The 26,988-nt window shown below is 54.4% G+C and carries 24 protein-coding genes and 1 pseudogene; 20 read left to right on the forward strand and 5 right to left on the reverse strand.

Annotated elements, in window-relative coordinates; translation table 11 throughout:
- Positions 1-10: 10 nt before the first annotated feature.
- Positions 11-1,318 carry an MFS transporter gene (locus MHI42_RS24915; protein WP_336101165.1) on the reverse strand — a complete coding sequence of 436 codons (1,308 nt, stop codon included), beginning with the start codon at positions 1,316-1,318 and terminating at the stop codon, positions 11-13.
- Positions 1,319-1,885, reverse strand: coding sequence for a winged helix-turn-helix domain-containing protein (locus MHI42_RS24920; RefSeq protein WP_342420959.1), 567 nt, complete (start codon positions 1,883-1,885; stop codon positions 1,319-1,321).
- Positions 1,886-2,213: 328 nt separating this feature from the next.
- Between MHI42_RS24920 and MHI42_RS24925 the strand changes: the two genes are divergently transcribed.
- The 3 genes from MHI42_RS24925 to MHI42_RS24935 all read left to right on the forward strand — a co-directional run bounded on the left by MHI42_RS24925 (position 2,214) and on the right by MHI42_RS24935 (position 7,498).
- Positions 2,214-2,876 carry a DUF6483 family protein gene (locus tag MHI42_RS24925; RefSeq protein ID WP_171717935.1) on the forward strand — a complete coding sequence of 221 codons (663 nt, stop codon included), beginning with the start codon at positions 2,214-2,216 and terminating at the stop codon, positions 2,874-2,876.
- A gap of 45 nt (positions 2,877-2,921) precedes the next feature.
- Positions 2,922-4,115 (forward strand): SAM-dependent methyltransferase, encoded by a 1,194-nt coding sequence (locus MHI42_RS24930; RefSeq protein ID WP_341065459.1) that lies wholly within the window; start codon positions 2,922-2,924, stop codon positions 4,113-4,115.
- 773 nt (positions 4,116-4,888) lie between these two features.
- Positions 4,889-7,498 carry an O-antigen ligase family protein gene (locus tag MHI42_RS24935; protein ID WP_342420960.1) on the forward strand — a complete coding sequence of 870 codons (2,610 nt, stop codon included), beginning with the start codon at positions 4,889-4,891 and terminating at the stop codon, positions 7,496-7,498.
- A gap of 99 nt (positions 7,499-7,597) precedes the next feature.
- Here MHI42_RS24935 and MHI42_RS24940 read toward each other — a convergent pair whose 3' ends face one another.
- The gene (locus MHI42_RS24940; protein ID WP_076248478.1) at positions 7,598-8,251 is read right to left on the reverse strand and encodes an SdpI family protein; all 654 of its coding nucleotides are present in this window, start codon (positions 8,249-8,251) and stop codon (positions 7,598-7,600) included.
- Positions 8,252-8,397: 146 nt separating this feature from the next.
- Positions 8,398-8,634, reverse strand: a pseudogene (locus tag MHI42_RS24945) (autorepressor SdpR family transcription factor); the annotation flags it as partial.
- A gap of 252 nt (positions 8,635-8,886) precedes the next feature.
- Here MHI42_RS24945 and MHI42_RS24950 point away from each other — a divergent pair.
- The 11 genes from MHI42_RS24950 to MHI42_RS25000 all read left to right on the forward strand — a co-directional run bounded on the left by MHI42_RS24950 (position 8,887) and on the right by MHI42_RS25000 (position 14,787).
- Positions 8,887-9,501: a DedA family protein gene (locus MHI42_RS24950; RefSeq protein WP_171717938.1), complete on the forward strand. Its 615-nt coding sequence runs from the start codon at positions 8,887-8,889 to the stop codon at positions 9,499-9,501.
- On the forward strand, positions 9,498-10,064 hold the full coding sequence (locus MHI42_RS24955) for a thioredoxin family protein (protein WP_171717939.1): 567 nt from the start codon (positions 9,498-9,500) through the stop codon (positions 10,062-10,064). The genes MHI42_RS24950 and MHI42_RS24955 overlap by 4 nt, the downstream gene beginning before the upstream one ends.
- A gap of 5 nt (positions 10,065-10,069) precedes the next feature.
- Positions 10,070-10,699, forward strand: coding sequence for an MBL fold metallo-hydrolase (locus MHI42_RS24960; RefSeq protein ID WP_342420961.1), 630 nt, complete (start codon positions 10,070-10,072; stop codon positions 10,697-10,699).
- 281 nt (positions 10,700-10,980) lie between these two features.
- On the forward strand, positions 10,981-11,187 hold the full coding sequence (locus MHI42_RS24965) for a hypothetical protein (RefSeq protein ID WP_342420962.1): 207 nt from the start codon (positions 10,981-10,983) through the stop codon (positions 11,185-11,187).
- A gap of 56 nt (positions 11,188-11,243) precedes the next feature.
- Positions 11,244-11,786, forward strand: coding sequence for an RNA polymerase sigma factor SigY (gene sigY, locus MHI42_RS24970; RefSeq protein WP_039303115.1), 543 nt, complete (start codon positions 11,244-11,246; stop codon positions 11,784-11,786).
- Positions 11,776-12,102, forward strand: coding sequence for a YxlC family protein (locus MHI42_RS24975; protein WP_039303114.1), 327 nt, complete (start codon positions 11,776-11,778; stop codon positions 12,100-12,102). Before sigY ends, MHI42_RS24975 begins: the two co-directional genes overlap by 11 nt.
- Positions 12,099-12,320: a hypothetical protein gene (locus tag MHI42_RS24980; protein WP_042140000.1), complete on the forward strand. Its 222-nt coding sequence runs from the start codon at positions 12,099-12,101 to the stop codon at positions 12,318-12,320. Before MHI42_RS24975 ends, MHI42_RS24980 begins: the two co-directional genes overlap by 4 nt.
- A gap of 56 nt (positions 12,321-12,376) precedes the next feature.
- The gene (locus MHI42_RS24985; protein WP_042139999.1) at positions 12,377-12,568 is read left to right on the forward strand and encodes a PLD nuclease N-terminal domain-containing protein; all 192 of its coding nucleotides are present in this window, start codon (positions 12,377-12,379) and stop codon (positions 12,566-12,568) included.
- Positions 12,568-13,482: an ABC transporter ATP-binding protein gene (locus MHI42_RS24990; RefSeq protein WP_342420963.1), complete on the forward strand. Its 915-nt coding sequence runs from the start codon at positions 12,568-12,570 to the stop codon at positions 13,480-13,482. Before MHI42_RS24985 ends, MHI42_RS24990 begins: the two co-directional genes overlap by 1 nt.
- Complete coding sequence (locus MHI42_RS24995) at positions 13,479-14,246, forward strand: ABC transporter permease subunit (RefSeq protein ID WP_342420964.1); 768 nt, start codon at positions 13,479-13,481, stop codon at positions 14,244-14,246. The genes MHI42_RS24990 and MHI42_RS24995 overlap by 4 nt, the downstream gene beginning before the upstream one ends.
- Before the next feature lie 157 nt (positions 14,247-14,403).
- The gene (locus MHI42_RS25000) at positions 14,404-14,787 is read left to right on the forward strand and encodes an ATPase (protein ID WP_342420965.1); all 384 of its coding nucleotides are present in this window, start codon (positions 14,404-14,406) and stop codon (positions 14,785-14,787) included.
- Between the two features lie 289 nt (positions 14,788-15,076).
- Here the strand turns inward: MHI42_RS25000 and MHI42_RS25005 are convergent, their stop codons facing one another.
- Entirely contained in the window at positions 15,077-15,940 is an 864-nt protein-coding gene (locus MHI42_RS25005) for a PocR ligand-binding domain-containing protein (RefSeq protein WP_342420966.1), read from the reverse strand.
- A 101-nt stretch (positions 15,941-16,041) separates the two neighbouring features.
- On the opposite strand from MHI42_RS25005, the gene MHI42_RS25010 reads away from it, so the two are divergent.
- From MHI42_RS25010 to MHI42_RS25035, 6 genes are all read left to right on the forward strand, one after another.
- Positions 16,042-17,001 carry an acetylxylan esterase gene (locus MHI42_RS25010; protein WP_342420967.1) on the forward strand — a complete coding sequence of 320 codons (960 nt, stop codon included), beginning with the start codon at positions 16,042-16,044 and terminating at the stop codon, positions 16,999-17,001.
- 138 nt (positions 17,002-17,139) lie between these two features.
- Positions 17,140-18,849 (forward strand): histidine kinase, encoded by a 1,710-nt coding sequence (locus MHI42_RS25015; protein ID WP_342420968.1) that lies wholly within the window; start codon positions 17,140-17,142, stop codon positions 18,847-18,849.
- Positions 18,846-20,516: a response regulator gene (locus tag MHI42_RS25020; RefSeq protein WP_342420969.1), complete on the forward strand. Its 1,671-nt coding sequence runs from the start codon at positions 18,846-18,848 to the stop codon at positions 20,514-20,516. Before MHI42_RS25015 ends, MHI42_RS25020 begins: the two co-directional genes overlap by 4 nt.
- A gap of 99 nt (positions 20,517-20,615) precedes the next feature.
- The gene (locus MHI42_RS25025; protein ID WP_342420970.1) at positions 20,616-22,259 is read left to right on the forward strand and encodes an extracellular solute-binding protein; all 1,644 of its coding nucleotides are present in this window, start codon (positions 20,616-20,618) and stop codon (positions 22,257-22,259) included.
- A gap of 9 nt (positions 22,260-22,268) precedes the next feature.
- Complete coding sequence (locus MHI42_RS25030) at positions 22,269-23,687, forward strand: family 43 glycosylhydrolase (RefSeq protein WP_342420971.1); 1,419 nt, start codon at positions 22,269-22,271, stop codon at positions 23,685-23,687.
- Between the two features lie 36 nt (positions 23,688-23,723).
- Positions 23,724-26,966 carry a DUF6259 domain-containing protein gene (locus tag MHI42_RS25035; protein WP_342420972.1) on the forward strand — a complete coding sequence of 1,081 codons (3,243 nt, stop codon included), beginning with the start codon at positions 23,724-23,726 and terminating at the stop codon, positions 26,964-26,966.
- The last annotated feature ends 22 nt before the right edge of the window (positions 26,967-26,988 follow it).

Raw genomic sequence — 26,988 nt, forward strand, 5'->3', positions numbered from 1 at the left:
GCTGCGGCTTTTATTGAAATTTACGGATAGCCGGAACGCAGAGCACGAGAGCGACACAGGTAAGTCCCAGACTGGAGAAAATAATTATGGTCGGAACCCCGCCAATCAGGTCGGCCAGCCAGCCGACAAAGATATAGCCGACCGGCAGCAGGGCGAAGGAGCCGAATAAATCGAGACTGGCTACCCGTCCGAAGGCTTCCTTCGGAACCAGCTCCTGCAGGCTGATCTCCCAGATCAGTCCGAAGATCATCAGCCCGAAGCCTTCAAGGGCAAAGAAAGCGATGGCTGCAGCCGGAGTGCCCGCAAACGGCATCAGCAGCAGAGCCACACCACCCAGCATAGCACCGCCGTAAGCCATAATGCCGCGGTTCTTCCATTTCGGCCGCAGTCCGAACAGCAAGCCTGCGATAATTGCGCCTACACCGGAGAAAGTAACGGCAAGCCCGTAGACATAAGGAGGCCAGCCGTGATGGACCTTGAAGAGCCAGGGAAGAAGGACACTGCTGATCCCCGCGTAGCAGATGTTGATGAAGCAGAAGGCCAGAATCGTAATCCACAGCCAGGGGTGGCTGCGCAGAACGGAGATCCCCTCGATGAAATCCTCTTTCCAGTTAGGAGTATCCGGGGCTTCAGTATCCGGCAGAACGGAGGCCGCGGAATCTGCGGCGGGTCCGGGCTGCAATTTGACGATCAGCACTCGTCGCAGGTAGACAAGGCAGATTAGGGAGATCAGATAAGTGAAGGCATCCAGGCCGAAGCCGACACCTGCGGACAGGTGGGTGATCAGCAGACCGCCCAGTGCGGGGCCGATCAGGCGTACGGACTGGGTAGTGATTTGGGTCAATGAATTCGCAGCCACGCGGATGTCCGGAGTGAATACTGTGGCCCGGACTGCAGCATAGGCTGGCTGGAATAGACCATCGAGCAGACCGTAGAAGGCTACCAGGATATAGAGCAGCGGAATACTGAGTATTCCGGTCAGGGCCAAGACTGCCGTTATCATCATCACGGCAAAGCGGGCAATATCGGCCAGCATCATAATCCGCACACGGTCGTAACGGTCCACGATATGTCCGGATACCGGAAGCATGATCACATTCGGCAGCATGTAAGCAGCCATGACCAGACCCATCGTGGTGGTTGATCCGGTAAGGGAATAGACAAGGACGGGCAGAATGACCATCGTCACCGAGCTGCCGAGGAATGAAATTAAATGTCCAAGCCATAGATAAGGAAAGGCGCGTGAGCGGACAAAAGGAGCAGCGAAACCCTGCAGCGGATTGCGCCTTTCCTGTCCGGAAGGAGCGGCAGTATTCATCTACTCCTGTACCTCCGCATCTGTTTCCGGCTCCGGAGCAGGCTCTGCAGACTGCAGGCGGCCCATCACGATTTCAACACCATACTCGTCACCGGCAGTCACTTTAGATTCCCAGGCGGTGATCAGCTCCAGCATCTCCTGATGGAATTTCGCAAGCTCCCGGGGGGAAAGGGTAAGCCTGGTGATGAAATGCTCCACCTGGTCTTCTTGGCGGAAGTGGAATCCGCTAAGCTGCTCCGAGCGGAACATAGTCCCTTTGGAGCGGTAGAATTTCTGGTTGATGCCTCCCGCCGCTTCGGTGCGGACAAGCTCCAGAAGCCCGCCCTCATAGAGCTTGACGATGTGGTAGTGGATGTTCCCCGGTGTCTTGTTCAGCTTCCCGGCAACCTGCTTGGACGTGAGGGGTTCCCCCGACAGCGTATGCATGATCTTAATCCGCAAGGCGCTTTCCAGCAGCTTATCCTGTTCCGGGGTGACCTTCAAAGGCTGGACGTTATCTTCCAGTTGAGATTTGCTTGAAGCAGCTGCTTCCGGCGGGCTTTGCCCGGGGTCAGCGGGTTGTGACATAGGATTTCCTCCAATATGTAATTTAGAATAACTGATATTAACAATAGTAATTCCATGGATAATGTATTTTCAGGAGCCATTCGATCTGCATAATAGTATGATCTGGATTACAGATCGAGTATTTGTATTGTATTCGGGCCGGCTCTTTTATGTCAAGGATTATTGATTGCAGGCATAGCAGAGATGGGCTGATGTTCTGGTACTGAACAAGGTGGCGCTGCCGCATGAAATGGCTTAAGATTAGTCCAAAGACTATAGACTTAGACGATGGCCAGCTTTTGGCGGGATTGTAATAAATGTGGGTGCGGATACGAAAGGGTGAGCAAACATGTTCCGGAGAGATTATATCGTACGCATGATCGAGGATATGACGGCAATGGTTGCCAAGGTAATGACCTTGAAGCAGGATAAAAAAACAACAGAAGCCCTGTGGGAAGTGGACGAGCTGCTGATGCGGCATTTCCGCATAAATTCCCGTCTGCTCAATTCGCTGTCCGTAGAGGACATTATTGATATGTTTCGTCTCGGCGGTGTGCTGGAGTCCGATAAGCTGCAAGGGGTAGCCCGGCTGCTGAAGGAGGAAGGCGGTATTTACGCGGCAAAAGGGGATCAGGATCAAGCCCTCTACAGGGCGATGCGGTCCTTGCATTTGTTTTTGTATGCGGATCTGCATGGTGCCGACCGTGAGCTGCTGAACATGACGGGCGATATCAATGAGCTTTTGGAGGAAGTAGAGCCTTACCGCCTTCCGGCCAAAACAGAGCGGCTGCTGATGGCCTACCAGGAATCCCTGGGACATTACGCCAAAGCGGAGAACAGCCTGTACCGGCTATGGGAGCAAGGAGAGGATGTTGCGGCGGAGGGCAGGGAGCTGTACGGACGGCTGCTGCTGCTGAGTCCGGAGCGGTTAGCCCAGGGGGGGCTTCCTCTGGAGGAAGTGCAGCAGGGCGGGGAAGAATGGAGCAAGCTTACGGTTAATGCTATAATATAACGATATTCAGGAGACAACGTGCTCCATTTATAAATTGAAAGTGAGATGTACCCATTGGAATCTTTGAAAGCATTGATCGACCAAGTGATTACCGGCCGTACGCTGATTACGGCTACACTAAGCCAGCTGCGCAGCAAGGGTGGGGTCACCTACAGCAAAGTGCAGATCAAACCTGTTGAATTAAAGGGCAAGCTGCACTATCAGTTCGCCTACTATATCGGCCCTAAGGTCGAACACCGCAATATTCCGGCAGAGGATGCCGCTGAAGAAATGCTGACTTTGCTGAGAGAGACCTTCCGCCAAGGCCTGCTCTGTACCGCCAGTGCCGACTACCAGGTGCTGATCAGCAAAAAATACAAGGTGTCCATTCTGACCAAGTCTGCCAGCAAACAGGAGGCACCGGACCTGGCACATAACCGCCGGAAGCAATATGTCCTGGACGAAGGAGAACCGGTGCCGTTTCTCGTGGAGCTTGGCATTATGAACAGCGAGGGCAAAGTGCTGGCTAAGAAATATGATAAGTTCCGCCAGATCAACCGGTTCCTGGAGATGGTCCAGGATGTGCTCGGTGATCTTCCGGCGGGCCGTCCGCTGACGATTGTTGATTTCGGCTGCGGCAAATCCTATCTGACCTTTGCACTGTACCACTATCTGGCCGTCCGTGAGCAGCGGGAGCTGAATATAGTCGGTCTTGATCTGAAGGCGGATGTCATTGCGCACTGCGGTGCCCTCGCTGCCAAGCTGGGCTACGACCGTCTGCGGTTCCTGGTCGGTGATATCGCGGACTATAATGAACTGGACCAGGTGGACATGGTTGTTACCCTGCATGCCTGTGATACAGCGACAGATGCCGCTCTGGAGAAGGCGGTACGCTGGGGCGCATCAGTCATCCTCTCGGTGCCTTGCTGCCAGCATGAGCTGTTCGCCCAGGTGCAGAGCGATGTGCTGAGTCCGCTGCTGTCACACGGAATCCTGAAGGAACGCTTCTCGGCACTGGCCACGGATGCGATCCGGGCCAAGCTGCTCGATCTGATGGGTTACCGCAGCCAGCTGCTGGAATTCATCGACATGGAGCATACGCCGAAGAACATTCTAATCCGTGCCGTGCGGAGCGACAGCGGCGACAACGCCGCCAAATGGCGCGAGTACACCGCGTTCCGCGATTTTCTCGGTGCCAAGCCTTATCTGGAGCGCGTCTGCTCTGATCTGCTGCCCGGGGGAAATGCGGAGCTTAATTAATCAGCTTAATAGTTCAGAGTGTGACAGAACGGCTGCTTCCTATGGGGGGCGGCTGTTTTTTGTGTTTCTCGCTGAACCGTCAGCGTCCTTACAAAAGGATTGCTAAGCCGTTCCACTTGGGATTGCTATTGGAAGCTTCGGCCGCTATTGCGATGCGTCTGTAGTGCTTCTGTAGAGCATCTGTGGTGCTTCTGTGGTGTTTCTGTAGAGCATCTGTGGTGCTTCTGTGGTGTTTCTGTAGAGTATCTGTGGTGCTTCTGTGGTGCATCTGTAGAGCATCTGTAGTGCTTCTGTAGAGCTTCTATAGAGCATCTGTGATGCTTCTGTGGTGCTGATGTAGTGCTGACTGTGGCGCGTTTGTAATGAATTCGTAATGTTATTTTAGTGTTATTTTTGTGCTATTGTAGGGCCCCTGTGATGCCCTGAATTAAAATCCTGCATCAAATACAACAATTCTTTCATTATGCCGCCTCTAATCGGGAATTGTTGTACAAAATGCAGCATTTCCCCTCCCCCAAGCCGATTTATGAAACTATTCTTGTATTTTGTACAACAATCCATCCAAACTCCCGGGTATATCTGAATCAAAGTTGTAATATATACAACATTTCGAATAATCACGTTTGACCACCGCCGTTTTCCGGTTATTTAGCTGATTGCAGTCTTAGGTGCGGTTCATGTTTCTATATCGATTTTATATGTATCTATTTTCTTTTGCATTGCGATAGATGTGGGAAGAATATTAAGCAATAAGAGGAATAGGGGATTTAGGAATGAGGATGAATCAGGTTCAGCGATACGGGGAAATGGCAATAAGTGTGGTTAGCGGTATGGCATTAATTGCGGCAGCGGCAGCGGCATGTGTGCTGAGAGGATTCTTTTTTGCCGGAGAGATGTATCTCTTCCTGACCATATGGTTTGCGCTGTGCGGGGTTCTGGCGATAGCGGGACTGGTCATGTATGCCACCTCCGGCTGGGGGGAGGGGGCGAAGCTGGAGGCGGCAATGCCGGGGAATACGGCGAAAGCGCGGGCGCTACCTGGAGGTACCGTAAAGGGAGATATAGCTGAAGCTGGGAGGTTAGCCGGGAGTGGCCGGTTGGTGACAGATAATGCCGGGAAGGCCGAGATAACGCAGGCAGCAGTTGAGGTAGTGTCCGGGAGTGGAACGTTGGCTGGTGGAGCTGGCAGAGACAGGATGCTGAAAGTGGCCGCTTGGTTGTTGCCCGGCTGCAGCGTTGTAATCTTTATCCTGTATGGTATTCATGCGCTATGTCAGCCTATATCCTCGCAAGGTACGCTGAATGAGTTGCTGCGCTGGGGATTCTACGCCAGCTTTGCTGTATTTGCTGTACTTGTTGCGGGGACCCGCCGGGGAGGAACTCTTCTTGCAGCGGTCTGGCATCTGCTGGGTCTCGTAATCAGCCTGTCTGCCTTATTGGCGGTATGCGGTGGTCTGCCGGTTCCTTACGCGGTAGCCTACAGCCAGTCACCTGAGGTCAGTGCTACCGGTGCCCGGCTGGCCGGACTGGTTCAGTATCCGAATGCCTTTGGCGCGGTGATGGCTGTGTTTCTGCTGGAGCGGCTATTTGCTGCTGCTTATGGCTTCAGGCTGACAGGTCCTTCGGGAACCGTGAGTGGAGAAGACTGCGCAGAGGGCGAGGTTGAAGCATCCCGTGGAACGGTAAACCGGGCGGAGCAGAAGAACATAGCCAGCGGTGAAGCGGAGGGTGGAGCGGTAAGCAGAGCGGAGCAGGAGAACATAGCCAGCGGTGAAGCGGAGAGGGGAGCGGTAAGCAGAGCGGAGCAGGAGAACATAGCCAGCGGTGAAGCGGAGGGTGGAGCGGTAAGCAGAGCGGGTGAGACCGCTATAGCTGGCAGAGCGGACCGTGCACGGGGCTGGTCCGCCGCAGAGCTGTGGCGGACAGCGGCGCGCCTGCTGCCGCTGTTCCCGTACGCCGCCGCGCTGCTGCTCAGCGAGTCGCGCGGCGCATGGCTGGCTGCGGCCTCCGCCGGCGCCGCAGCCCTGCTCTGGAAGCGGCAGCTGTCCGCGCCGCTTCTAATCACCGGCGCCGCGCCTGTGGCCGCCGCGGCGCTCCTGTACCGCCAGCTGGCCCGTACCGGGCTGGCGGCAGAGCCCTTGCCCGGCCTGCTGCTGCTGGCCGGGCTCTGGGCCGGCGCGCTGCTAGCCGGCCTATGGCTGCACCGCCGCAGCTGCCGCGCGGCGGGCTGGCACCGCGCCGCCATGCTGGCGCTGGCGGCGGGGGCCTGGACGGCGGCAGCCAGCGCCGTCCTGCTGCAGGTACGCGCGCGGATCACGGGGCCGTCCCCGACGGCCGCCGCGCGCGGGCTCTTCTACCGCGATGCCTGGAAGCTCGCGGCAGAAGCGCCCTGGCTGGGGCGCGGGGGCGAGACCTGGCAACATTCGTACCTCGCCGCCCAGTCCCGCCCCTATGTAGGCAGCCAGGTGCACAGCGGTTATCTCGACATCCTGCTCAATCTGGGGACAGCCGGTCTGGCTGCTGTCCTCCTGCTGCTGCTGGCCGCAGGCTGGCTCATATTCAAGGCGTCACCAAGGCTGCTTCCGCCTCTGCTTGTCATCATCCTGCATAGCGCAGTTGATTTTGACTGGAGCTACGGATTGATATGGCTGCTGCTCCTGCTGCTGCCTGCATGGGCTCTTGCAGAAACTATAGCTCGGCCAGTTGCGGAGGATACCGCCATCCTTACACGGCTGCGGCGATCATGGCCGTATGCAGGAATCGCCGTTCTCTGCGCCTTGACCTTCATGCTAAGCATTTTTTCATATCAGGCGATGAGAGGGGCTGCCTTGTATAAGCAGGCTGCCCGCACAAGCGCTGATCCTGCTGCACAAACTGCGCTGTTGCGGCAATCGCTGGCGTGGAATCCAAGAGAGCCGCAGACGGCGGCCGCATTATCACGGCTGCTCCCAGAGGACCAGGGAATGGACCTGCTGCTGGGCAGTTTGCGATTCTCCCCCGGAGATGCGGCTCTGCACTGGGAACTTGCAGAGCGTTATCTGCAAGGCAGCGATCCGGGAGAGGCATTGTACTGGGTGCGCCGCAGCCTGAAGGCGGACATATTTAACGCCGCCAAAAGACGGGCGGCGATTGAAGGAATGCTTAAAATGGCTGAACGCGGATGGGCGGAAGGGGACAGGCGGAGGGCTGCAGACAGCGCAGCTGCCGGACTGGAACTGCTGCGGCAATACAGCCTGCTTGCCGGCAGGGAGCATAGCGCAGGCCGGCGGCATAATGACCGCGGCTTCGGGATCAATGAGCAAGCCGAAGGGGTTTACCTTCGGCTGAGAGCTTTGCAGGCACTGGCTACGCTTGATAAGCCGGAGAAGATTGTGGCCCGCTGAACACTGAATCTCTAAGCAGGCACTCTGTCCGGCTGAACTCATTATATGTGCATCTCCGGTAGCGTTCTTCCGAATCTCGGTGTAGTCCTGCGGCCAGCTTCAGGCCTTGATCCTCCGTGAGATCAGCCACGAATACACATAAGGTACGATAGTAGCGATAACCAGGGCGGTAATGATCATGCTGACCGACAGAGCTTTTGGCATAAAAGCCCCCAGTGCAATCAGCAGTCCGCCAATCACCCACATGATTCCGGAGAGACGGTGGGTCTTCCGCCAGACTACAGGGTTAGCCAGCGTCCAGGGTGTACGGACACCCGTGAAATAATTATCCCTGATCTGCGGCATGAAGTTTCCGATTACTATAAACAGCAGCCCGAGACTCACAGTAGCCCACTTTCCGGCGGCAAATTGCTCATCCAGACCGTGCGTGACCGACAGCACAAGTGCAGCATCGCATATGATGCCCACTGCCAGGCGGATCATTTTATAAGCGCTTTGAAACTTAGTGTAGTTCTCTCTTTTGGGATCAATTGTACGCATAAACTGCATGGCTATAGGGAAGATCAGTCCCATGAAGGAGAAAAAAGCAATGAGGGAGCCCTTGCTCCAGTAAGTGTTAACCTTGCCTGTAATGCTGAACTGGGCAGGAAGCTGATCCGGCAGCCTACCGTAATTCAACAATGCGTAGCCCAGCGAGAATAATCCCAGAATGACAATCAGTGTGTCCTGCCATTTCCATTGGAAATCCTTCATCTTGATTCACCCTCCGTGTCAAAATAATGCTCCCGGCCCCTGGTCCCCTTTGAACCTGCGCCTTTTGAGCCTAACGCATCTTCAGCCGGTTCATCCGCAATGGTCTTACTCTCCGTACCGTCCTTACCCGTACCCGTCAATTCCAGGAACCAGCCCAGCACCTCTTCGAGCACCGTGGAGTCCAGCGAATAGAGAATAAACTGGCCTTTCCGTTCGTCCTGCACCAGTCCCGCATGCTTCAGTGCATTCAGATGATGGGAGATGCTGGGTTTGGACATATTGAAAAAATCGGCAATTTCTCCGGCCGTCCTATCCTTTTCCCGCAGCAGGCGGAGAATCTGTCTGCGGGTCGGATCAGCCAGCGCCTTGAAGGATTCATTCAACTCCGCAGCCCCCTTTCGATATTTAAATAATTATCTAAATGTATAATAGATCTTCATTCCACACTTTGTCAATGCTGGAATACCTGCTTCTCTATAGCAGAGAACGGAATGTCCATTTCCATAAGTAGAAGTCGTAAGCCTGCATATGCTAGAATAGGCTAGGAGAAGCTGGATACATAGAGCGGACGAGGCTTAGGATTCTGCCAGCAGAATGCCAGGCTGATTACGCAACACACGGAAGGAGAGCTGCAGTTGCATTTTATATCTGAACTGATTTCGCAATTATTTGAATGGATTCAGAGTTTGGGTTACTTTGGAATAATGATTGGCCTTATGATTGAAGTCATACCAAGTGAGATTGTATTGGCTTTTGGCGGCTATCTGGTGTCGCAAGGGGATATCAACTTTTTTGGCGCGGTACTGTTTGGTACGATCGGCGGTGTAGTCGCCCAGATTTTTGTGTATTGGATCGGCCGTTACGGCGGCAGACCTGTACTGGAGAAGTACGGGAAGTATATTTTTATCAAAAAGAAGCATATTGACCATTCTGAAGAATGGTTCCAGAAATACGGGACCGGCGTAATCTTCACCGCCCGTTTTATCCCGGTTGTCCGTCATGCGATCTCTGTGCCCGCTGGTATTTCGCGCATGCCGCTGGGTAAGTTCACTATGCTGACCACGCTGGCTGTTATTCCATGGAGTGCACTGTTTGTATATCTGGGATATACTCTCGGCGATAAATGGGAGACTATTGATGAGGTCGCAGCTAAGTATACGCATGAAATCATTCTTGCCGCACTTGCGGTTATTGTTCTGTATTTCCTGTTCAAGTGGTACAAATCCAAGAAGAAAGGTAGTGCAGTATGAAACAGAATGTAGCTTCTAAATTTGGTCAGGGATTGACTCCGCGCCAGTTCGTGGAAGGCATGACGAAGAACCAGCAGGCTTTTGAATCCTGGTATGAGAAGTTCGCCTGGACAGATGAGAGTGACCGGGAATATTTCGAGAGCCTGAATCACCGGGATGATCTGCGGGTACTGATTCTGGCTGCTGACTGGTGCGGAGATGTGGTTCGTAATGTCCCTGTGGTGTTCCGCATCCTGGAGACGGCAGGCATTAAGACTGAAGTGCTGATTCTGGAAGAGAATCAGGATGTTATGGATAACTTCCTGACCATGGGCGGACGTTCGGTTCCGATCGTGATTTTTGCCGATACCGGCGGCTATGTGCTGGGCCATTGGGGACCGCGTCCGGAGCATGTACAGTCACTGATGAGAGAGTTTAAACAGCAGAACCCGGACCGCGAAGCTGCGGATTATGAGGGCAAAATCACCGAAGTGCGCAAAGCCATGGGCCAAGCCTACGGAGAAGGAACGGAATCACACGCGGTTATTGCCAAAGAGCTGCGCAGTCTGATCTCCGGATTCTAATGCCGATGCTTAATATTAGGTCTTATAATCTTGGACCGCTTCAGACGAACGCTTATCTCCTGACAGGAGCCGCCCCTGCCAAAGGTGTGATTATTGATCCCGGTGCCAATCCGGCTGCTCTTCTCCGTGCTGCTGAGGGTATGGAAATAGAGGCTATCCTGCTGACTCACGCCCACTTTGATCATATTGCCGGTCTGGATGAGGTCCGCAAGGCTAAGAAGTGCCCAGTGTATATCCATGCTCTGGAGAGTGAGTGGCTGGGCAGTCCCAAGCTGAACGGCTCGCTGATGTGGCCTGAATCATCCCCTCCGGTCAGTACAGATCCGGCAGAATATGATTTGGCGGAAGGCCAGATTCTGAAGCTGCTCGGTTTAACCTTCCGGGTGCTGCATACGCCTGGACACTCTCCGGGGAGTGTCAGCTTCCTGTGCGGAAATGATCTGTTCTCCGGCGATGTATTGTTCAAAATGGGAGTAGGACGCACCGATCTTCCCGGCGGCAGAGAACGGGATCTGTTTGATTCGATCCGCGGTAAGCTGTACCGGCTGGATGAAGAAGTGAGGGTATTTCCCGGACACGGTCCGCGCACCTCTATCGGGTTTGAGAAGCTAAATAATCCATACGTTCAAATATAAGAATCTATCTGTTGCACACGATAAATTCCCCTTCTATTTCTCGCTAAAACTGTACTGTCCTTAAGCGGAGAGTACAACCGTTTCCACTTGCTATGTAACGACGTGTTTATGCCGGTTATGACATCATTCGGGAAATTAGAGATGGACAAAAAGATACAGAGTTGCTACAATAATGTTAATTAAATGTAACATTTACCTCGCGAAGCACGCAGACTGTGGAATAATCCCGGTTTGCGTTCTTTTTTTTGTCTATATGTCTTTAATTTCATGGGAGGAAGCAGATGAAGGAAGATATGCATCACCAACTGGACTATGGGCAATTGAGAACAGACGGGGAAGGCGTGGCGGAGCAGAATTCCGTAGAGTATGCTGCAGAGAATGGGGATAATAAGATATCTCTGTTCTGGCGCTTCCCCAGAGGCAAGGGAGCCGTCCAGCCATGGAGGCGCAGGCTGTGGGAATTGCAGAATAATTCTGACCCTGAATGAACGATCTACAATACATAATCGTATTACAGATGTGAGGAAGAGAAAGAGGAGGGACTATGGGCGACGGGACGCTGGAGAAGATCAGACTGGCGCAGCAGGGGGATGCCAAGGCAACAGCTATGCTGCTGCGGGAGCATTATCCCTTCCTGTACAAGTATCTGATTAAAGCTACAATGGACCCTTCACTTGCGGAAGAACTGGCTCAGGATACAATGGTCAGATGCATGGAGAAGATGGGAAGTTACAATGGAACCTCTGCATTTTCTTCATGGCTGATAACGATTGCCAGCCGGCTCTACATCGACCGCAAGCGGCGGTGGAAGCGTGAGTTGAAGTGGCAGAAGGAGCAGGCTCAGGAGCAGGGGAGCCGCAGTATCCGCTGGAGGTTTGAGAGCCGGAATATGGAGTGGAGTGAAGTGCTTGATGCCTTATCCCGCCTGTCTACTGCCCACAGAATGGCTGTACTGCTGAAGCATTATTACGGATATGGCTATGATGAAATCGGCCAGATGCTGCAGATCCCTTCCGGCACGGCCAAATCAAGGGTAGCAGCCGGATTGAATCAACTGCGAAAGGAGCTGGACGAGGATGAGGTTTAACAGTGATGAAGAGCTGCTGAATAAGCTGTCAGCAGAACTGGAGATTCTGGATCAGCACTATGCCGATGTGGCGCCCCCCTCCTTGCCGGAGCTGGAGCAGCTTATTGCGGCAGAAGCAATCCGCCGCGTGAAGCGGCAGCGCAAGGAACTGCTGATATTCTCTCTGGTGGCTCTACTCCTGCTCAGCGTAGTGCTGTCTATTCTAAACTCTGCCCCGGCACTGTTTTGGGGCTTGCAGGCGCTATTTCCGTTGGCAGCACTTGGCAGTCTGGGAGTAGCACGGATCAGGCTGCGACGGGAGGATGCTGAAGAGTGAGTGAATTGCAGAAGGCGCCTTTGTGGCTGTGGCTTTGTATAGCTGCTGTACTGATGCTGCAGGGGACTTGGCTGTTCCGTAATGCTCAGGGCAGAGGGAAGGGCCGAATGGCCTGGTTCTGGGGAATTTGGGGCCTTACCGGTTTCCCGTCACCGGTTTTGTGTTATCTGCTGTTTGTAGTTCTCCCGGGCAGGCGGAAGGCCGGGCAGAAGCGCTGAAGGCGGACAGGGAAGGCGATTTCAGAATAGCAAACTGGAGTATGGAGGGTGTACGGATGGATAAAGTGAACTGGGGGTTGATTGCGCCGCTGCTGGCGCTGCAGATTCTGCTGGCGGTTGTGGGACTGATCTCGCTGGCCAGGACAGAGCAAGTCCGCGGGCCCAAATGGATGTGGGTGCTGCTCCTGGTATTTGGCAACCTGCTAGGAAGTATAGCTTATTTCACACTGGGAAGGAAAGAACTCTGATGCCGCTGCTTGAGGTTACGAATCTCCACAAAAGCTTTGGCGGACATCCCTCCGTGGACGGCATCAGCTTCGGAGCCGAAGCCGGGCGTTGTGTCGCTTTGCTGGGACCCAATGGAGCAGGCAAAACCACCACACTGCGCATGCTTGCCGGTCTTCTGCCGCCTACCGGAGGGAGCATCTCCTTTGGCGGCGCTCCTCCCGGAACGGATTACCGCCGGCAGCTTGGTTATCTGCCGCAGTCTCCGGCTTTTTACAGCTGGATGAGCGGACTCGAATATATGATCTTTGCCGCCAAGCTTAGCGGCATGGCCGCCAAAGAAGCTGCGGCGGTGTCGGGCGCAGTGCTGGAGCGCGTGGGGCTTAGCTCCGCAGCGCGCCGCCGGATCGGCGGATATTCCGGCGGTATGAAGCAGCGCCTGGGGCTGGCCCAGGCCTTAGTGCACCGCCCGCGTCTGCTGCTGCTTGACGAGCCTGTCTCTGCGCTTGATCCTATAGGGCGCCGGGAAGTGATGGAGCTGCTGCGGGACATCCGGGAAGAGACAACTGTGATTTTCTCCACCCATGTGCTGCATGATGCGGAAGAGATATGCGATGACGTCATATTGATGAACAGGGGAGCTATAGCTGTGCAGGGGACCTTGGCCCGTCTCCGGGCAGAGTACAGTCTTCCGGTTATCAGAATAACCACAGCGAAGGAAGACAAGGCTGTCCGGTGGCTGGAGGAGCTTAAGCACAAAGCTTTTATTGAAGAAGCAAGTATTTCGGACGGCAGGGCAGTCTTTAACGTAAGCGATGTCGGGCTCGCGCGCCGGATGATTCTGCAGGAAGCGGCAGGGCTGGATATTCCGCTGCTGCAATTTGAAGCAGGTTCATCGACGCTGGAGGACCTGTTTATGAAAGTGGTGGGAACATGAGCAAGCTCTGGGCCCTGTATTCGAGAGAGATGCTGGAGGCAGTACGCAGCTATAAGCTGATCTGGATACCTGTAGTGTTCATTATTCTGGGTATCATGCAGCCGCTGGTCACCTTTTATATGGCTGATATACTGGCAGCCTCTTCAAATGTCCCGGCAGGATTTATGGACAGCTACGAGATGCCTGGGGCCGCTGCGGTAATGGCTCAGGCTCTGGGCCAATACGGAACGATTGGCATCCTGATTCTGGCGCTGGGGACAATGAACAGCCTGGCCGGGGAGCGGAGCAGCGGGACAGCCGAGCTGCTGATGGCCAGACCTGTTTCACCGGTATCCATCGTTGTTGCCAAATGGGCGGCAAATTTCACAGTGCTGATAATTGCACTGGTATTGGGGGTCGCGGGAGCGGCTTATTATACAGTGCAGCTAATGGGGAGCTTGGCCTGGGGCACAGTTGCGGCGGCTTCAGGACTCTATGCACTCTGGCTGCTGTGTGCGGTGTCACTTACGCTGCTCTTCAGCGCCTGGCTGCGCGGACCTGCTGCTGCCGGGTTTGCTCTCCTGCTGGCTGCTGGCATGAGTCTTGCCCACAGCCTGCTGCCTTCCAGGACTGCCTGGTTGCCTGCAGCGCTTCCTGGAATGTCTGCCGGCTTGCTTGCAGAAGGCAGAGTAACCGGCGTGCCGATGATCTCAGCAGCGGTGTTAATCGTTGCTTGTATTGCCGGAGCTTCGCTGCTCATTCGCAGGAATAAATTGCCGAATTGATAAAATTGCAATAGAATAGCACGTTTTCAAGAATTTTCAGAGTATTTTCTGCGAAAAATCATCGGACTACTCTCCTGCGGCTGGACAGCTCTATCTTTTTTTAGTAGACTGTTGAAACAAGCAGAACCATGATAGATTTTGGTCAGGAGGTAGGACGATGCTGCGTTTAGGAGAGAAGATTGTCATTGTCGCGGACGCTTTTGAGCAGAGTCTTCCTATCGGAGACTACGGCTACCTAATTGCTTACGACCGCAATCCAGATAATGCGTTTGATTATGTCATTCGTGTTCCTGAGGCCAATAGAAATTTCTATGTTACAGCAGAGGATATTGAGGCCGAAGAACAATTGCTGGTACTAGAAGCTGAAAGAGCCACGCACGAAGCGCTGATAGATTATGCACTGTCAACGTACAATGAGAAGCTGTTCCATCATCTGATGAACGGCGAAGAAGTTGAGGTTGAAGAGATAGAGGCTGCATCCCAAGAAAGTATGTCCCAAGCGGATTTCATCAAACAGGTGAATCTTCGCGCTTGGATTTAAGCAGAGCCGGCGAAAGCCGGCTTTTTTGTTTGTCGCGTGCCAAGCACGCATCACCCTAACCGGTGAAAATGTAGAAATGAATTAGCATTTTTTTCACGTACAATAGTGCACACCTTGAAACAAAATGACTATTAACTGAAACGTTTATTACTATTTTGCTCTAGGGACCGGATGATAAGATCAGCAAAGAGCAGGCAGAATTGCTATAAGCTGGGGGTGATAAAAATCGGTTATTGCGGGAAGCTGCCATGGCGCCTTCCCTGCTGTATACGCTTCCCCTCAGGTGCAATCAGAACCGGTCCAGAGTGCGTCCTTGTAAAGTGTTTTCTTTGCGGTATACTCTGGGCAATGTGCCGGTGACCTTTTTAAAGGCTTTGGTAAAGTAATTATAATCGGGAATGCCGACTTGCTCCGCAATTTCGTAAATCGGACTATCAGTGTCACCCAGCAGCCTTTTGGCCATTTGAATGCGCAGGTTGCGGATATATTCCGCAATGCCCATGCCAAAGTTCTGCTCCGAGAGCTTGTAGAGATGGGATTTGCTGATGCTGAATTCTTTGCACAGAACGGGAACGGACAGCGGTTCCTGGATATGCTCTGTAATATAACCGTTGATCTTTTGTGCCAGCGTATCCTCCTTCAGAACCAGCATCCGGGATAGATACAGGTAGCTGGCGCTCATCTCCATGGTTTTGGCGTAAGCATCAATGACTTCCTTGGAGATGTATTTTTTTCGCTGGAAGGCGCTGTACAGTTTATTCATATCCACATTATAGGGGCTTATATTCTCACAGACCTTCTCCCATAACTCATCGCGGGACCCGGTCTGCAGCAATTGGCCGAACATAATATACCCGATGACCTGATTGTCCGTTTGAATAGGCACCACCGTTTCGGTAAGTCCGGCATGACATTGATAGGTGTAGAGGGTTTTCTCCTTTTTCACTTGGGTGCAGGCTGCCTGGTCGCAGAGGATGCACTGGGCCTCTGCGCGCGGATCACTCCGGATGATGTGGCAATATGTCGAATGGCGGGTGGGATAGGCAGCCAGCTCAGTAAAGGAATTGTCGAAAATCACTGTGCGGATACCGGTCAATGTATAGAAATTGCGCAGCAATTCCTTGACGCCCCTCAGGTTGAACAACAAGCTCATTGTGCGGCCTCCTCTTCTTCAAGGCTGATCTGCGTTGCTGGCAACATTGTACTGTATTTGATATGGGACACACAAACAAAGAGAGACGGAGGTGCTTATTAATGCCGCTAGTCGATATGCCGTTAGAACAATTATTAACTTATGAGGGACGTAATCCACGTCCGGCCAACTTCGAGGCTTACTGGGAACAAGCACTGCAAGAGATGAGAAATACGGATGCCCGTGTTGAACTGGTGAGAAGCGAGTTTCAGGTTCCGTTCGCCGAATGCTACCATTTGTATTTTACGGGGACAGGCGGAGCGCGTATCCATGCGAAGCTGGTCAAGCCGAAGCATGTTGCCGGCCCACACCCGGCGGTAGTGCAGTTCCACGGGTACGCCCACCACTCGGATGACTGGGCCGATAAGCTGATCTATGCTTCCTTGGGCTTTACCATAGCCACGATGGATTGCAGAGGACAGGGAGGACTGTCCGAAGATGTTGGAGGGGTCAAAGGAACCACACATAAAGGGCATCTGATCCGCGGACTGGATGATGCGCCCGAACGGCTGCTGTTCCGGCAGATCTATCTTGATGCGGCGCAGCTGGCTGGAATTGTAATGGACATGCCGGAAGTGGATGCCGCCCGCGTCGGTGCAATCGGCGGATCGCAGGGAGGGGGGCTGGCGCTGGCCTGTGCGGCGCTTGAGCCGCGGGTCAACCGGGCTGCGCCAAGTGTTCCGTTCTTGTGTGATTATAAACGGGTATGGGAAATGGACCTGGCCAGAGATGCCTATGAGGAACTGCGGACTTTTTTCCGTCACCGCGATCCCCAGCACCTGCGGGAGAATGAGATTTTTGAACGGCTCGGCTACATTGATGTTCAACACCTGGCGGACCGGATCAGCGGGAAAGTGATGATGGGTGTGGGATTGCTGGATACGGTGTGTCCGCCTTCGACGCAATTCGCCGCCTACAACCGAATCCGCTGCGAGAAGAAACTGGAGATCTATCCCGATTTTATCCATGAACGGCTGCCGGGCTTCGAGGATAAGACAATACAATTTCTGCTTGAAATGTGAGAGGCTTACAGCCTCTCTTTATTATTGTTTAAGGGCCTGCTGCAGAGGTATGATGGGACTACAGGGAAGGCTTGTGGAAGGAGAGAGATGCTATTGATCAGATTTATGAGAACGCTTTCAATTTATCCCAAACTTGTTATGGCTTTCTTGCTTGTTATTATTCCGCTCTACCTGTGGGGCCTGATCATGAATCAATCCGGACAGGAGGTTGTCCAGAAGCAAATATCGGAATCCATGGCCAGCCGTGTCCACTTCTATCTGACTTCGCTGGAGACAGAGCTGACCCGGCTTACGCGGCTGAAGCTGGAGTATGTCAATGACGACGATTTGCTCTTGCTGGCGACGGTTCCGAACCAGTTGAACGACTATGAACGGACCCGCGCCTTATTATCCGCCAAGAGCAAATTGTATTTGCTCAAAAGCTCCAGCCCGTTCGTGGAGAACGTTACGCTGTATATTCCTTCCCTGGACCGAAGCATCAATGCCAACAATTTCGACAGTGCGATGCCGCTTGAAGAATTGGAGGACATTCTGAACCCGGCCCACATGAAATCGCCGATCTTCGGCATGGGCGAGAAGCTGCTGATGAGCGGGGTGTATCCCGATGCGGTGTACGCCGGCCGGCCGCCTGTGCTGGCTATCGAAATTCAGCTGTCACGCCCGGAGATTCTCCGCTCACTCTCCAGCATGGCGGAGGGCGAGGGCGGCGGAGCAGTATGGATGGACACCGGCGGCCAGTGGCAGATTGCCTCCGGTGTGGAGGGCTCGCTGCTGGCTGCGTTCGGGGAAGCACTGCGGGGAGAACTGCTCGACGATAGCGGCGAGTCCGGCCAATACCGGCTGGAGTCAGCAGGCATTGACTATTTTGGAGCCAGTGAATATTCACCGCTGCTGGGAACGACTTTGGCCGTATTTGTTCCTGCGGAAACGGTGCTCCAGCCGCTGAACAAGCATCGCAACTGGATTTGGGGAGAGTCGCTGATCGCTTTGCTGCTCGCCGTTGTTTTCTCTTACTGGATATACCGGTTTATTCATAAGCCTATGAGGCGGCTGATTACTTCCTTCCGGAAAGTGGAGATGGGCGATCTGAGCGTCAGGCTGTATCACGGCAATCAGGATGAATTCAATTATGTGTATAATCACTTCAACCATATGCTGGAGCGGATTCAGGAGTTGATTCATGAAGTGTATGAGCAGCAGATCAGATCCCAGCAATCCGAGCTTAAGCAATTGCAATCGCAGATCAACCCCCATTTTTTTTACAACACCTTCTTCATTCTGCAGGGTCTCGTTCGTATGAGGGAACATGAAGTAGCCGAGCGGATGCTTCACCATCTCAGCGGCTATTTTCAGTTTATTACACGTAGTGGAGCAGAACAGGTCAGTCTGCTTGCAGAGATGAAGCACGCATGGTCTTATGTGGAGATTCAGAATATACGTTTCGCCGGTACGGTCACAGCCGAACTGGAGCCCATACCGCAGGGGTGGGAGGCTTCCATGGTGCCTCGGCTTATTGTCCAGCCATTAATTGAGAATGCTTATGCCCACGGGCTGGAGAACAAGCTGGCAGAAGGGATGCTGCGGGTAACCTTCCGGGAGGAAGGGGCGGACCGACTTGTCATCGGGGTGGAAGACAACGGCGAATCGCTGGACGATGAACAGCTGAATGCGCTGCGCAGAACGCTGGCTCTTGCTGAAGAAGCTATGGAGACGACAGGAATCCTCAATGTGCACCGCCGGCTTCAGTTGAACTATGGTCCGGCGTTCGGAATTGAGGTGTCACGCAGCGGGCTGGGCGGATTGAAGGTGCTGCTGATGATAAGACGGGAAGAAGGGAGACAGCCATGATCAGACTGCTGATTGTCGATAATGAACGGTGGATTGTACGGAACCTGCTTGATCTGTTCGGGCACTGGGACAAGTTGGAGCTGGAGGTATACGGTGCTTATTCCGCTGCGGAGGCACTGGAGCAGCTGGGAAAGATGAAGTTCGATATTGTATTGTCCGATATCCGTATGCCCGGAATGGACGGGCTGGAGCTGCAGCAGGAAATCAGACGCCACTGGCCGTGGTGCAAAATTATTTTTTTGAGCGGATATAACGAATTTGATTATATACAGCAAGTCATGCGTGGCGGCGGGGTGGACTATCTTTTAAAGACAGAAGGCGAGGAAGCGATTCTTCACGCTGTGGAGCAGGCCGCTGCGCAATTGGATGCGGCGGTGGAAGCAGAGGAGCTGATTGAGCGCGCGCACCGGCAGCTCCAGCTTGTCCGTCCCCTGCTGCTGGGCGATTATTTGCTGGAGCTGTTGCAGGGGGATAGCCCGGGCGTAAGCCAGCTTGCACATAAATTCCAGGAGCTGGAATGCCCGCTGGATGCTGCCCGCGGCGTACTGCTCACCATCGGGCGCGTGGACGACTGGCGGGACGAGCTTAGTGTAGCAGACAGGGAGCTGATGCTGTACGCTATCCGGAATATTGCCGAAGAATATTGGCTACCCTCCGTGCGCTGCCTCAGTCTGCGTTATGAGAAGAACAAGCTGCTGTGGCTGCTGCAGCCTATGGCAGATGCTCCGGAGGACAGGGAGCGGGCGCTCCGGTTCATCCATGGGACGCTTGAGACGATCGCCATGAGCTGCAAGCGGCTGCTGAAGCTGCGGCTGTCGTTCTCGGCCGGTGCAGCATTTCGCCCCTGGGAGGAGGCGCCCCGGCAGTTCAGCACCTTGAAGGCGCTGCTGGGACGGGGACTTGGCATGGGCAAGGAGCTTGTCCTGATCGAACAGCGCAAGGAAGCCGGAGAGGAGGCGCAGCAGGCAGAGCTGCACAATCATGAAATTAGCAGCCAATTGGGGAAGCTGGGAGCCATGGCGGCTTATTTGGACAACGGACAGCAGGAGCATTTTTTTCTCGAATTCGGCAAGCTGGCAGCGTTGGCCTCCCTTGCGCGTGGCACCGACAACCGGCTGAAGCTGGAGATCTACTATTCGCTCATGTGTTTGTTGCTGTCTTATATGAACCGCTGGGAACTACATGAGGTCATCGGAGAGTCCATTGATTTGGACAAGCTTACAAGATATGAGGCCCACCCTTCTTGGGAGAGCGCGGAAGATTATTTGTCGGCGCTGGCCATGCGGCTGTTTGAACAAAAGCAAGATGACCAGGTCTACCGCGAGCATGATTTGATTACCCGCGTCCGGTTGTATGTGGAGCACCATTTGGCCGGCGATCTGTCACTGACCCGGATCGGTGATGTCGTCGGCTACAATCCGTATTACTTGACCCGGTTGTATAAGCGTTTAACGGGCCAGTCGTTGCCGGATTACGTGGCTTCCTCCCGGTTGGCGGAAGCCCAGAAGCTGCTGGAGGGCGGCAGTCTGATTGTGCAGGACATTTCGAAAGCGGTCGGCTTTATGACGGAGCAATCCTTCTACCGCTTTTTCAAGAAGGAGACCGGCATTACTCCCCAGGAATACAGAGAGCGGCATACCTTATCCAAATCGGATAATCAAAAGTGAAAATCGGCGAGTAGAGGGGCTAGGGGAAGCGAGCCTATAATAATGCTAAATAAGGCGAACTTTCACGAAAGACCCACCAAGATTTAGGGGGGATAAGAAGTGAAGGGAAAGAGATTGGCAGTCTTGACGTCTTACGGAATCGTTTTGTCGCTTCTGCTGAGCACTGGCAGTCCCGGAACGGACAGAAGCTTGAACTCTGCGGAACATGAAGCCTACCCGTTTGGAAAATACGATCCGCCGATTAAGCTTCATATCGCGCGTCCGGTTGATCAGACCTGGACGTATCCCGGCGGTGACAGCATTGAAGATAATATCTGGTACCGGGAGTACCGCAGCCTGCTGGGCATCGAAATTGAACACGATTGGACCGCCTTGCCGGGCGAGTACAACCGCAAGCTGAATGTCCTGATCGCATTGGGCAGTCTGCCGGAGATGTTCTCCGTCTCGGCAGGCCAGCTCAAACAGCTGGCGGATGCGGATCAATTGGAAGATCTGACCGCGGTCTACGAGCGCTACGCTTCCAGCCGCACCAAAAAACTGCAGATGGGAGACGGCGGTGCGGCCTTGGCTTCCGCCACGTTCAACGGCAAACTGCTGGCCATTCCCATCGTCAATGCTCCGATCTACGAAGCCAATCTGCTGTGGGTGCGTACGGACTGGCTGGACAAATTGGGTCTGCCTGAGCCCAAAACGCTGGAGGAGGTGTTTGCGATTGCCGATGCATTTACGGGGCAAGATCCCGACGGCAACAACCGGCAGGATACCTTTGGCCTGGCCATCAATAATTACCTGTATGGCGGCATTGCCTCGGTTACCGGATTCTTCAATGCGTATCACGCTTATCCGCAGACCTGGATCAAGGACGGGAACGGTCAAGTGATGTACGGTTCCATTCAGCCGGAGATGAAGCGTGCGCTGGGCAAGCTTCAGGAGATGTACAGGAGCGGGCAGCTGGACCGGGAATTCGGTGTCAAGGACAGCGACCAGGTGGTGGAGGATATCTCCGCGAACAAGCTCGGCATGACGTTCGGTGCCAACTGGAATCCCTATGTATTCCTGGATGCGGTACGGCAAAACCCCGGAATGGAGTGGAAGCCGTTTGCGGTGCCTTCAGTGGATGGCGTGCCGGCCAAGGCCAGCGTAGGCTTCTCGGCAAGCGGATATGTCGTAGTACGCAAAGGCTATCAGCACCCGGAGGCTGTAGTGAAAATGCTGAACCTGCATGAAGAGGTAGTTCACGGCTCCAGACGCGGCGAAGGCGAATTCATTACCGTGGAAGAAGCCGGCGGACGGATCAACACCTCCAGGCTGTCCTTTGTCCAATCCGGTGTATCCAACGAGGATGTGGCAGAGTCGTTGTCGTTACTGCGCGAGGCCATCAGGAACGAGGATGGAAGCCTGCTGAAGGATGCGCTCACCGAAACCGACAAATACGGGCCGACTCTCGATTACCTGACAACCGGGAATATGGACAATTGGGCCGTTGCCCATCAATATTTCGGGTTCGAAACGACCATGGACCACTATAGCGGCGACCGGCTGCTGATGACTGCCTTCGGCGGACAGACCCCTACGATGACAGAGAAGTGGGCCATGCTGGACAGACTCGAGAAAGAAACCTTCACCAAAATTATTATGGGTGCGGTGTCCATTGATGAATTCGATCGATTCGTAAAGGATTGGAACCGGCTTGGCGGTAAGGCGATCCTGGAAGAAATTAATGAACCGTATGGAGGAGAGTGAACGAGCAGCATGAGCAAATTATTCTACAAGCCTGAAGACGGCTGGCTGGCCGACGTTATCCCGTTCTATGAAGACGGCGAGTTCAAGCTTCTGTATCTGAAAGATTGGCGCGACAGGGAAGGACACGGTGAAGGCACGCCCTGGTTTCTGCTGGGGACCCGGGATTTCATTCACTACAAGGAATACGGAGAGGTTCTGCCCAGGGGAGGGGTATCCGAGCAGGACCTGTATATCTATACGGGATGCGTGCTCAAGAAAGACGGACTGTATCATATTTTCTATACCGGCAACAATTTTCATTATCCGGCGGAAGGCAAGGCGCAGCAGGCAGTGATGCATGCGGTCAGCAGCGATTTTGTACATTGGGAAAAACGGCCGCAGGATGCCTTCTACGCCCCAACGGAGGTCTACGAGGAGCATGACTGGCGCGATCCGTTTGTGTTCTGGAACGAGGAGGCGGGGGAGTATTGGATGCTGCTTGCCGCCCGGTTAAAGGAAGGGCCAGCGGGCCGCCGCGGCTGCGTTGCCCTATGCGCCTCCAAGGACTTGACCGGCTGGGAGGTACGCGATCCGTTCTGGGCTCCCTACTTGTATACGACTCACGAATGCCCGGATCTGTTCCGGATGGGGGAATGGTGGTACCTTCTGTACTCGACATTCTCGGACCGTACAGTCACGCATTACCGGATGAGCCGCTCGCTGCAGGGACCTTGGCTGGCGCCGGAGAACGATGCACTTGATACCCGGGCATTCTATGCCGCCAAGACCTGGACTGACGGTGAGCGGCGTTATGCATTCGGATGGAACCCGACGCGGGAAGGCGAGCATGACGGGGGCACCTGGCAATGGGGCGGACATCTGGTTGTGCATGAAGTAGTACAGGGCACGGATGGTGCGCTGCTTGTAAAAGTGCCGGATACCCTGAATGCTGCGTTCAATAAGGAAAGCGCTTTATCCTTCACCGAAGTGCTCGGACGCTGGAAGTTCAGCGGCAGCACGGCCGCGGTTACGGCAACCGATTCCTTCGCCGGTGCCTATGCGGGGCCATTACCGGACGGCGCCTGCAAGCTGGAGGCGACGATAACGTTCGCTCCCGGCACCCGGGGCTGCGGCATTGTTCTGCGGACCGATCAGGAGTTCAGGCAGGGGTATATGATCCGGCTGGAGCCGGGCCGTAACCGGATTGTTGTTGACCAGTGGCCGAGGAAGGGAGATGTCCCCTACGCCGTCGGCATGGAGCGGCCGCTGCAATTGCTGCCGGGAAGCGCCTGCTCGTTAAGCATATATCTGGAAGATCAGGTATGCGTAGTCTATGTGAACGAGGAGCTTGCATTAAGCACACGGCTGTATGATTTCCAGCAGGGAGGGACGGGGTTGTTCGTGAGTGAGGGGAGTGCGGAATTCATATTCAGGCAGTTTGCAATGTAGGTCCATTCCAATCCGGATGAAGAGAGGGGATAGGTAATGATCAATGTTGTCAGAAGAACAGTGATGGTATGTGTGGCGTGTATCCTTTTGTATAGCAGTCTGCCGGGCTTTAGTTCTGCAGATACGGCTAATGTAAAGGTGACGATTGATTCCGGCACGGCCGCCATAGACTTCACTTATGGCACGATAAACCTGGCCCGCGGCAACGAAGGAAAGCTGACCGGTATCCGCCATCTGGCGCAGAACAATCTGTGGAATGATACGGCAGCTTCCACCGTTTCAGCGAAGAGAGGGCATGTCACCTATGAACACACTTGGGGGTCGGGCACTTCGCTAGCTGAGCTGGAGACGACGGTTGCCCGTAAATATGACGGTACCTTGACCGTCAGCCAGCATGCGCAGACAGAGCAGCTAGGCATATCGGGCGTGCAATGGGGATTCATTATCCCCGATACGTATGATCTGATTATTCCTGCACTGGGCGGGATCCGGCTCACTGCTGAATCACCGGACGCCGCCTATGGCTTCTCCCAGTTCACCTATCCCGATGTCTGGGAGGCGCAGATGTTTCTTGTGCAGGGGGCAGAGGGCGGACTGCTGGTTCATGCGGATGACAATGCCGATTTCTTCAAAACATTGCATGTGAAGCATGAGAATGGCAGCTTCTATGTAGGAATAGAGACGCAAGCACCCGCTCCATTTCAGCAAACGACCAAGGCGGTCTCCACCGATTGGCGGCTTAAAGCATACGCCGGTGACTGGGCAAAAGGATCGGCGATGTACCGGGAGTGGGCAGATGGCGCCTTCGGGTTAGCTGAATCTTCCGCGAAGGCACCGGATTGGGCCAAGGATATAGGATTCACGGTGCTGACGGATCTGGAAGACCAGCCGATGCTTGAGGAGCTTGCACAGCGGGTAGATGCGGAGCGGACGCTGCTGGTTGTTCCCGGCTGGAGAGCGGACCCTTATGATGTGAATTTTCCCAACTATGAGCCTAAACCGGATATCGCAGCCAGGATCGACGCTGCTCAGGCGCTGGGTTTCCGCGTCATGCTGTATGTCAATATATTCGGAACATCGTTTAACAACGAGAATTACACACAGATGCAGCCCTATCAGGTGAAAGATCCGTTCACGCTGGAGCGGAAGCGCTGGGAGTATACAGCAGGATCGGAACAGATTTCATTTGCCGTTATTAATCCGGCGGCGGAGGCATGGCGGGAACTCTTCGTTAACAAGATGACTGCCCTGGTGAATGAGGTCGGACCGGACGCGCTGCATCTGGACCAGTCGCTGCTCATGTATAACGATGCCAACGGCCTGATTGACGGCAACAACATGATGCAAGGCAATATCGCCCTGCACCGCGAGCTTAGAGAAGCGCTGCCGGATATCGCCTTGGGCGGGGAGAGCTTGAATGAAATCACGACACGGCATGAGTCCTTTGCGCAGCGCCATGCCTATGGCATCTTCTCCGCGAGCGGAACGTGGGATGACAGCAAAATCAATCAGGTGGTTCCGGCCAGCTCAGCGATTTTTGCCCCGTATACGACCATTTACGGTCATCCCGATCATGCGAACCCGATCACGGAGGATTATTTCATAGCCTGGCATAAGGTTGTTCAGAACCGGCTGGGGGCTATTCCGATGCTCACAAGACCTAATCTGGGCCAGATCGCCAATCCTACGCCGCTGATGGAACAATTGCTGGATGAAGCGGGCTGGTACCAGAGCGCACAGCCTACAGCTGATTTCAGCAATATGTCAGATCCCACTCTGTTTGCTTTCAGGACAGCTAACGGCGGCAGTGCCAAATATGTGCGCGATTCCTATGGCGAGAAGCTGACCGCCTACGACGGGAACCCTTCCGGCGGGGGCACCGATATCATGCGTTATTTGTACGGGGCAGAGACCTATCCGTTGCCGGGAAGCATTCCGGGGTGGCTGCTCTATGACGAACAAAAGCTGTTCGGGCTGGACCCGGACAAAACGTATCTGTATTTGAACCAGGTCCGCGATTCCGAAGGATTCCATGTCTATGAGTGGCCGGAGGATGTGGCGTTAAAACGGCTGTCCAGCCGGTCCACCCACACCACCATCGTTATGGAAGATAAGCTTCAGTCCGGTGATATAGATCTGCTGAATTACGAAGGACCGGTGAGAGCAGGAGAGGTCCTGGGAGACGGCACCGTCCATACAACCGCAGCCCCGTTCCCTACCACGGGCGGATTCTCCTACTCCTTCCCCGGAGGAGGAACTGTGCAGCACTGGGGCGACCGGATCCTGGCCCATCCGCCTTACGCAGGACAGTGGCAGGGCGGGCATACCTGGCTGGAATATGATATCAGTCTGCCCGCAGCAGCGGCAGCGAGCTTTCAAGCGGGTGTGCAGCTGGGCTCCGAGCAGAACGTTGCGAGCAGTGACGGTGTCACCTTCAAGGTATCTGCCTGGGATAAGGCAGAAGCGCCTGGGGACCGTACGGTGCTGAGTGAAGAGCAGTTCAGCAGAAGCGCCTCACCTACAGCCATGGAGCTGGATTTGTCGGAATTAGCAGGCAAAGAAGTGACCCTCCGGCTGGAGACGCATCCCGGTGTGACGGTGGACAATGATTCTGCCGTATGGGTGGCGCCGACGGTAGCCGTTGCAACTTACGGCGGCAATCGCAGCGTAAGCTTCAAGGTGAACAGCCCGCTGCCCTTAACTGTGGTGCAATCCAGCTACGGAGCAGCCTCGTCTGTAAGTCTAGGTAACAATCACTACGAAATTACAGCACCTGCCTCGGGTACGGTGTATCTGATTCACAACGTGTCTGCTCCTGTGCAGCTGCCATTATCGTTACCCGGCGCTCCATATCATTCGAGCCTGGTGTTCGAGGACGGAAGCGAAGGGCAAGCCCAGTCTCCGTTCGGCGGATTCCCGGGAAGCGGCTCTGTACTCGGTCTTGAGAAGCAGGGGCTGGATGCCCACCCGCCGCAGCACGGGCAGACGCATATTGAATATGCCTTGAATTTGCCCGCAGACACGCAGGCTGTACTGCAGGGATTCGCCGGCATTAAGGATGGATCGGATGACTCCCAGGGCGCCGGCTTCCGCATAGCGGTGAACGGAACGGTAAAGTGGTCGCAGGATATGATGCCGGGCGGGGCCTGGACACCGTTCAGTGTCCCGCTGGCCGAGTATGCCGGAACTTCGGTCATCATCACCCTGATCACCGATTCTTTGGGCGATTACGGATATGACCGGGCCTTCTGGGGCCAGCCGGCTCTGATTGAGCAGTAAAGAGATCATGCAGAAACCGAAT

Source organism: Paenibacillus sp. FSL E2-0178, from assembly GCF_038593005.1.
In the GTDB taxonomy this organism is placed as follows: domain Bacteria; phylum Bacillota; class Bacilli; order Paenibacillales; family Paenibacillaceae; genus Paenibacillus_AQ; species Paenibacillus_AQ phytohabitans.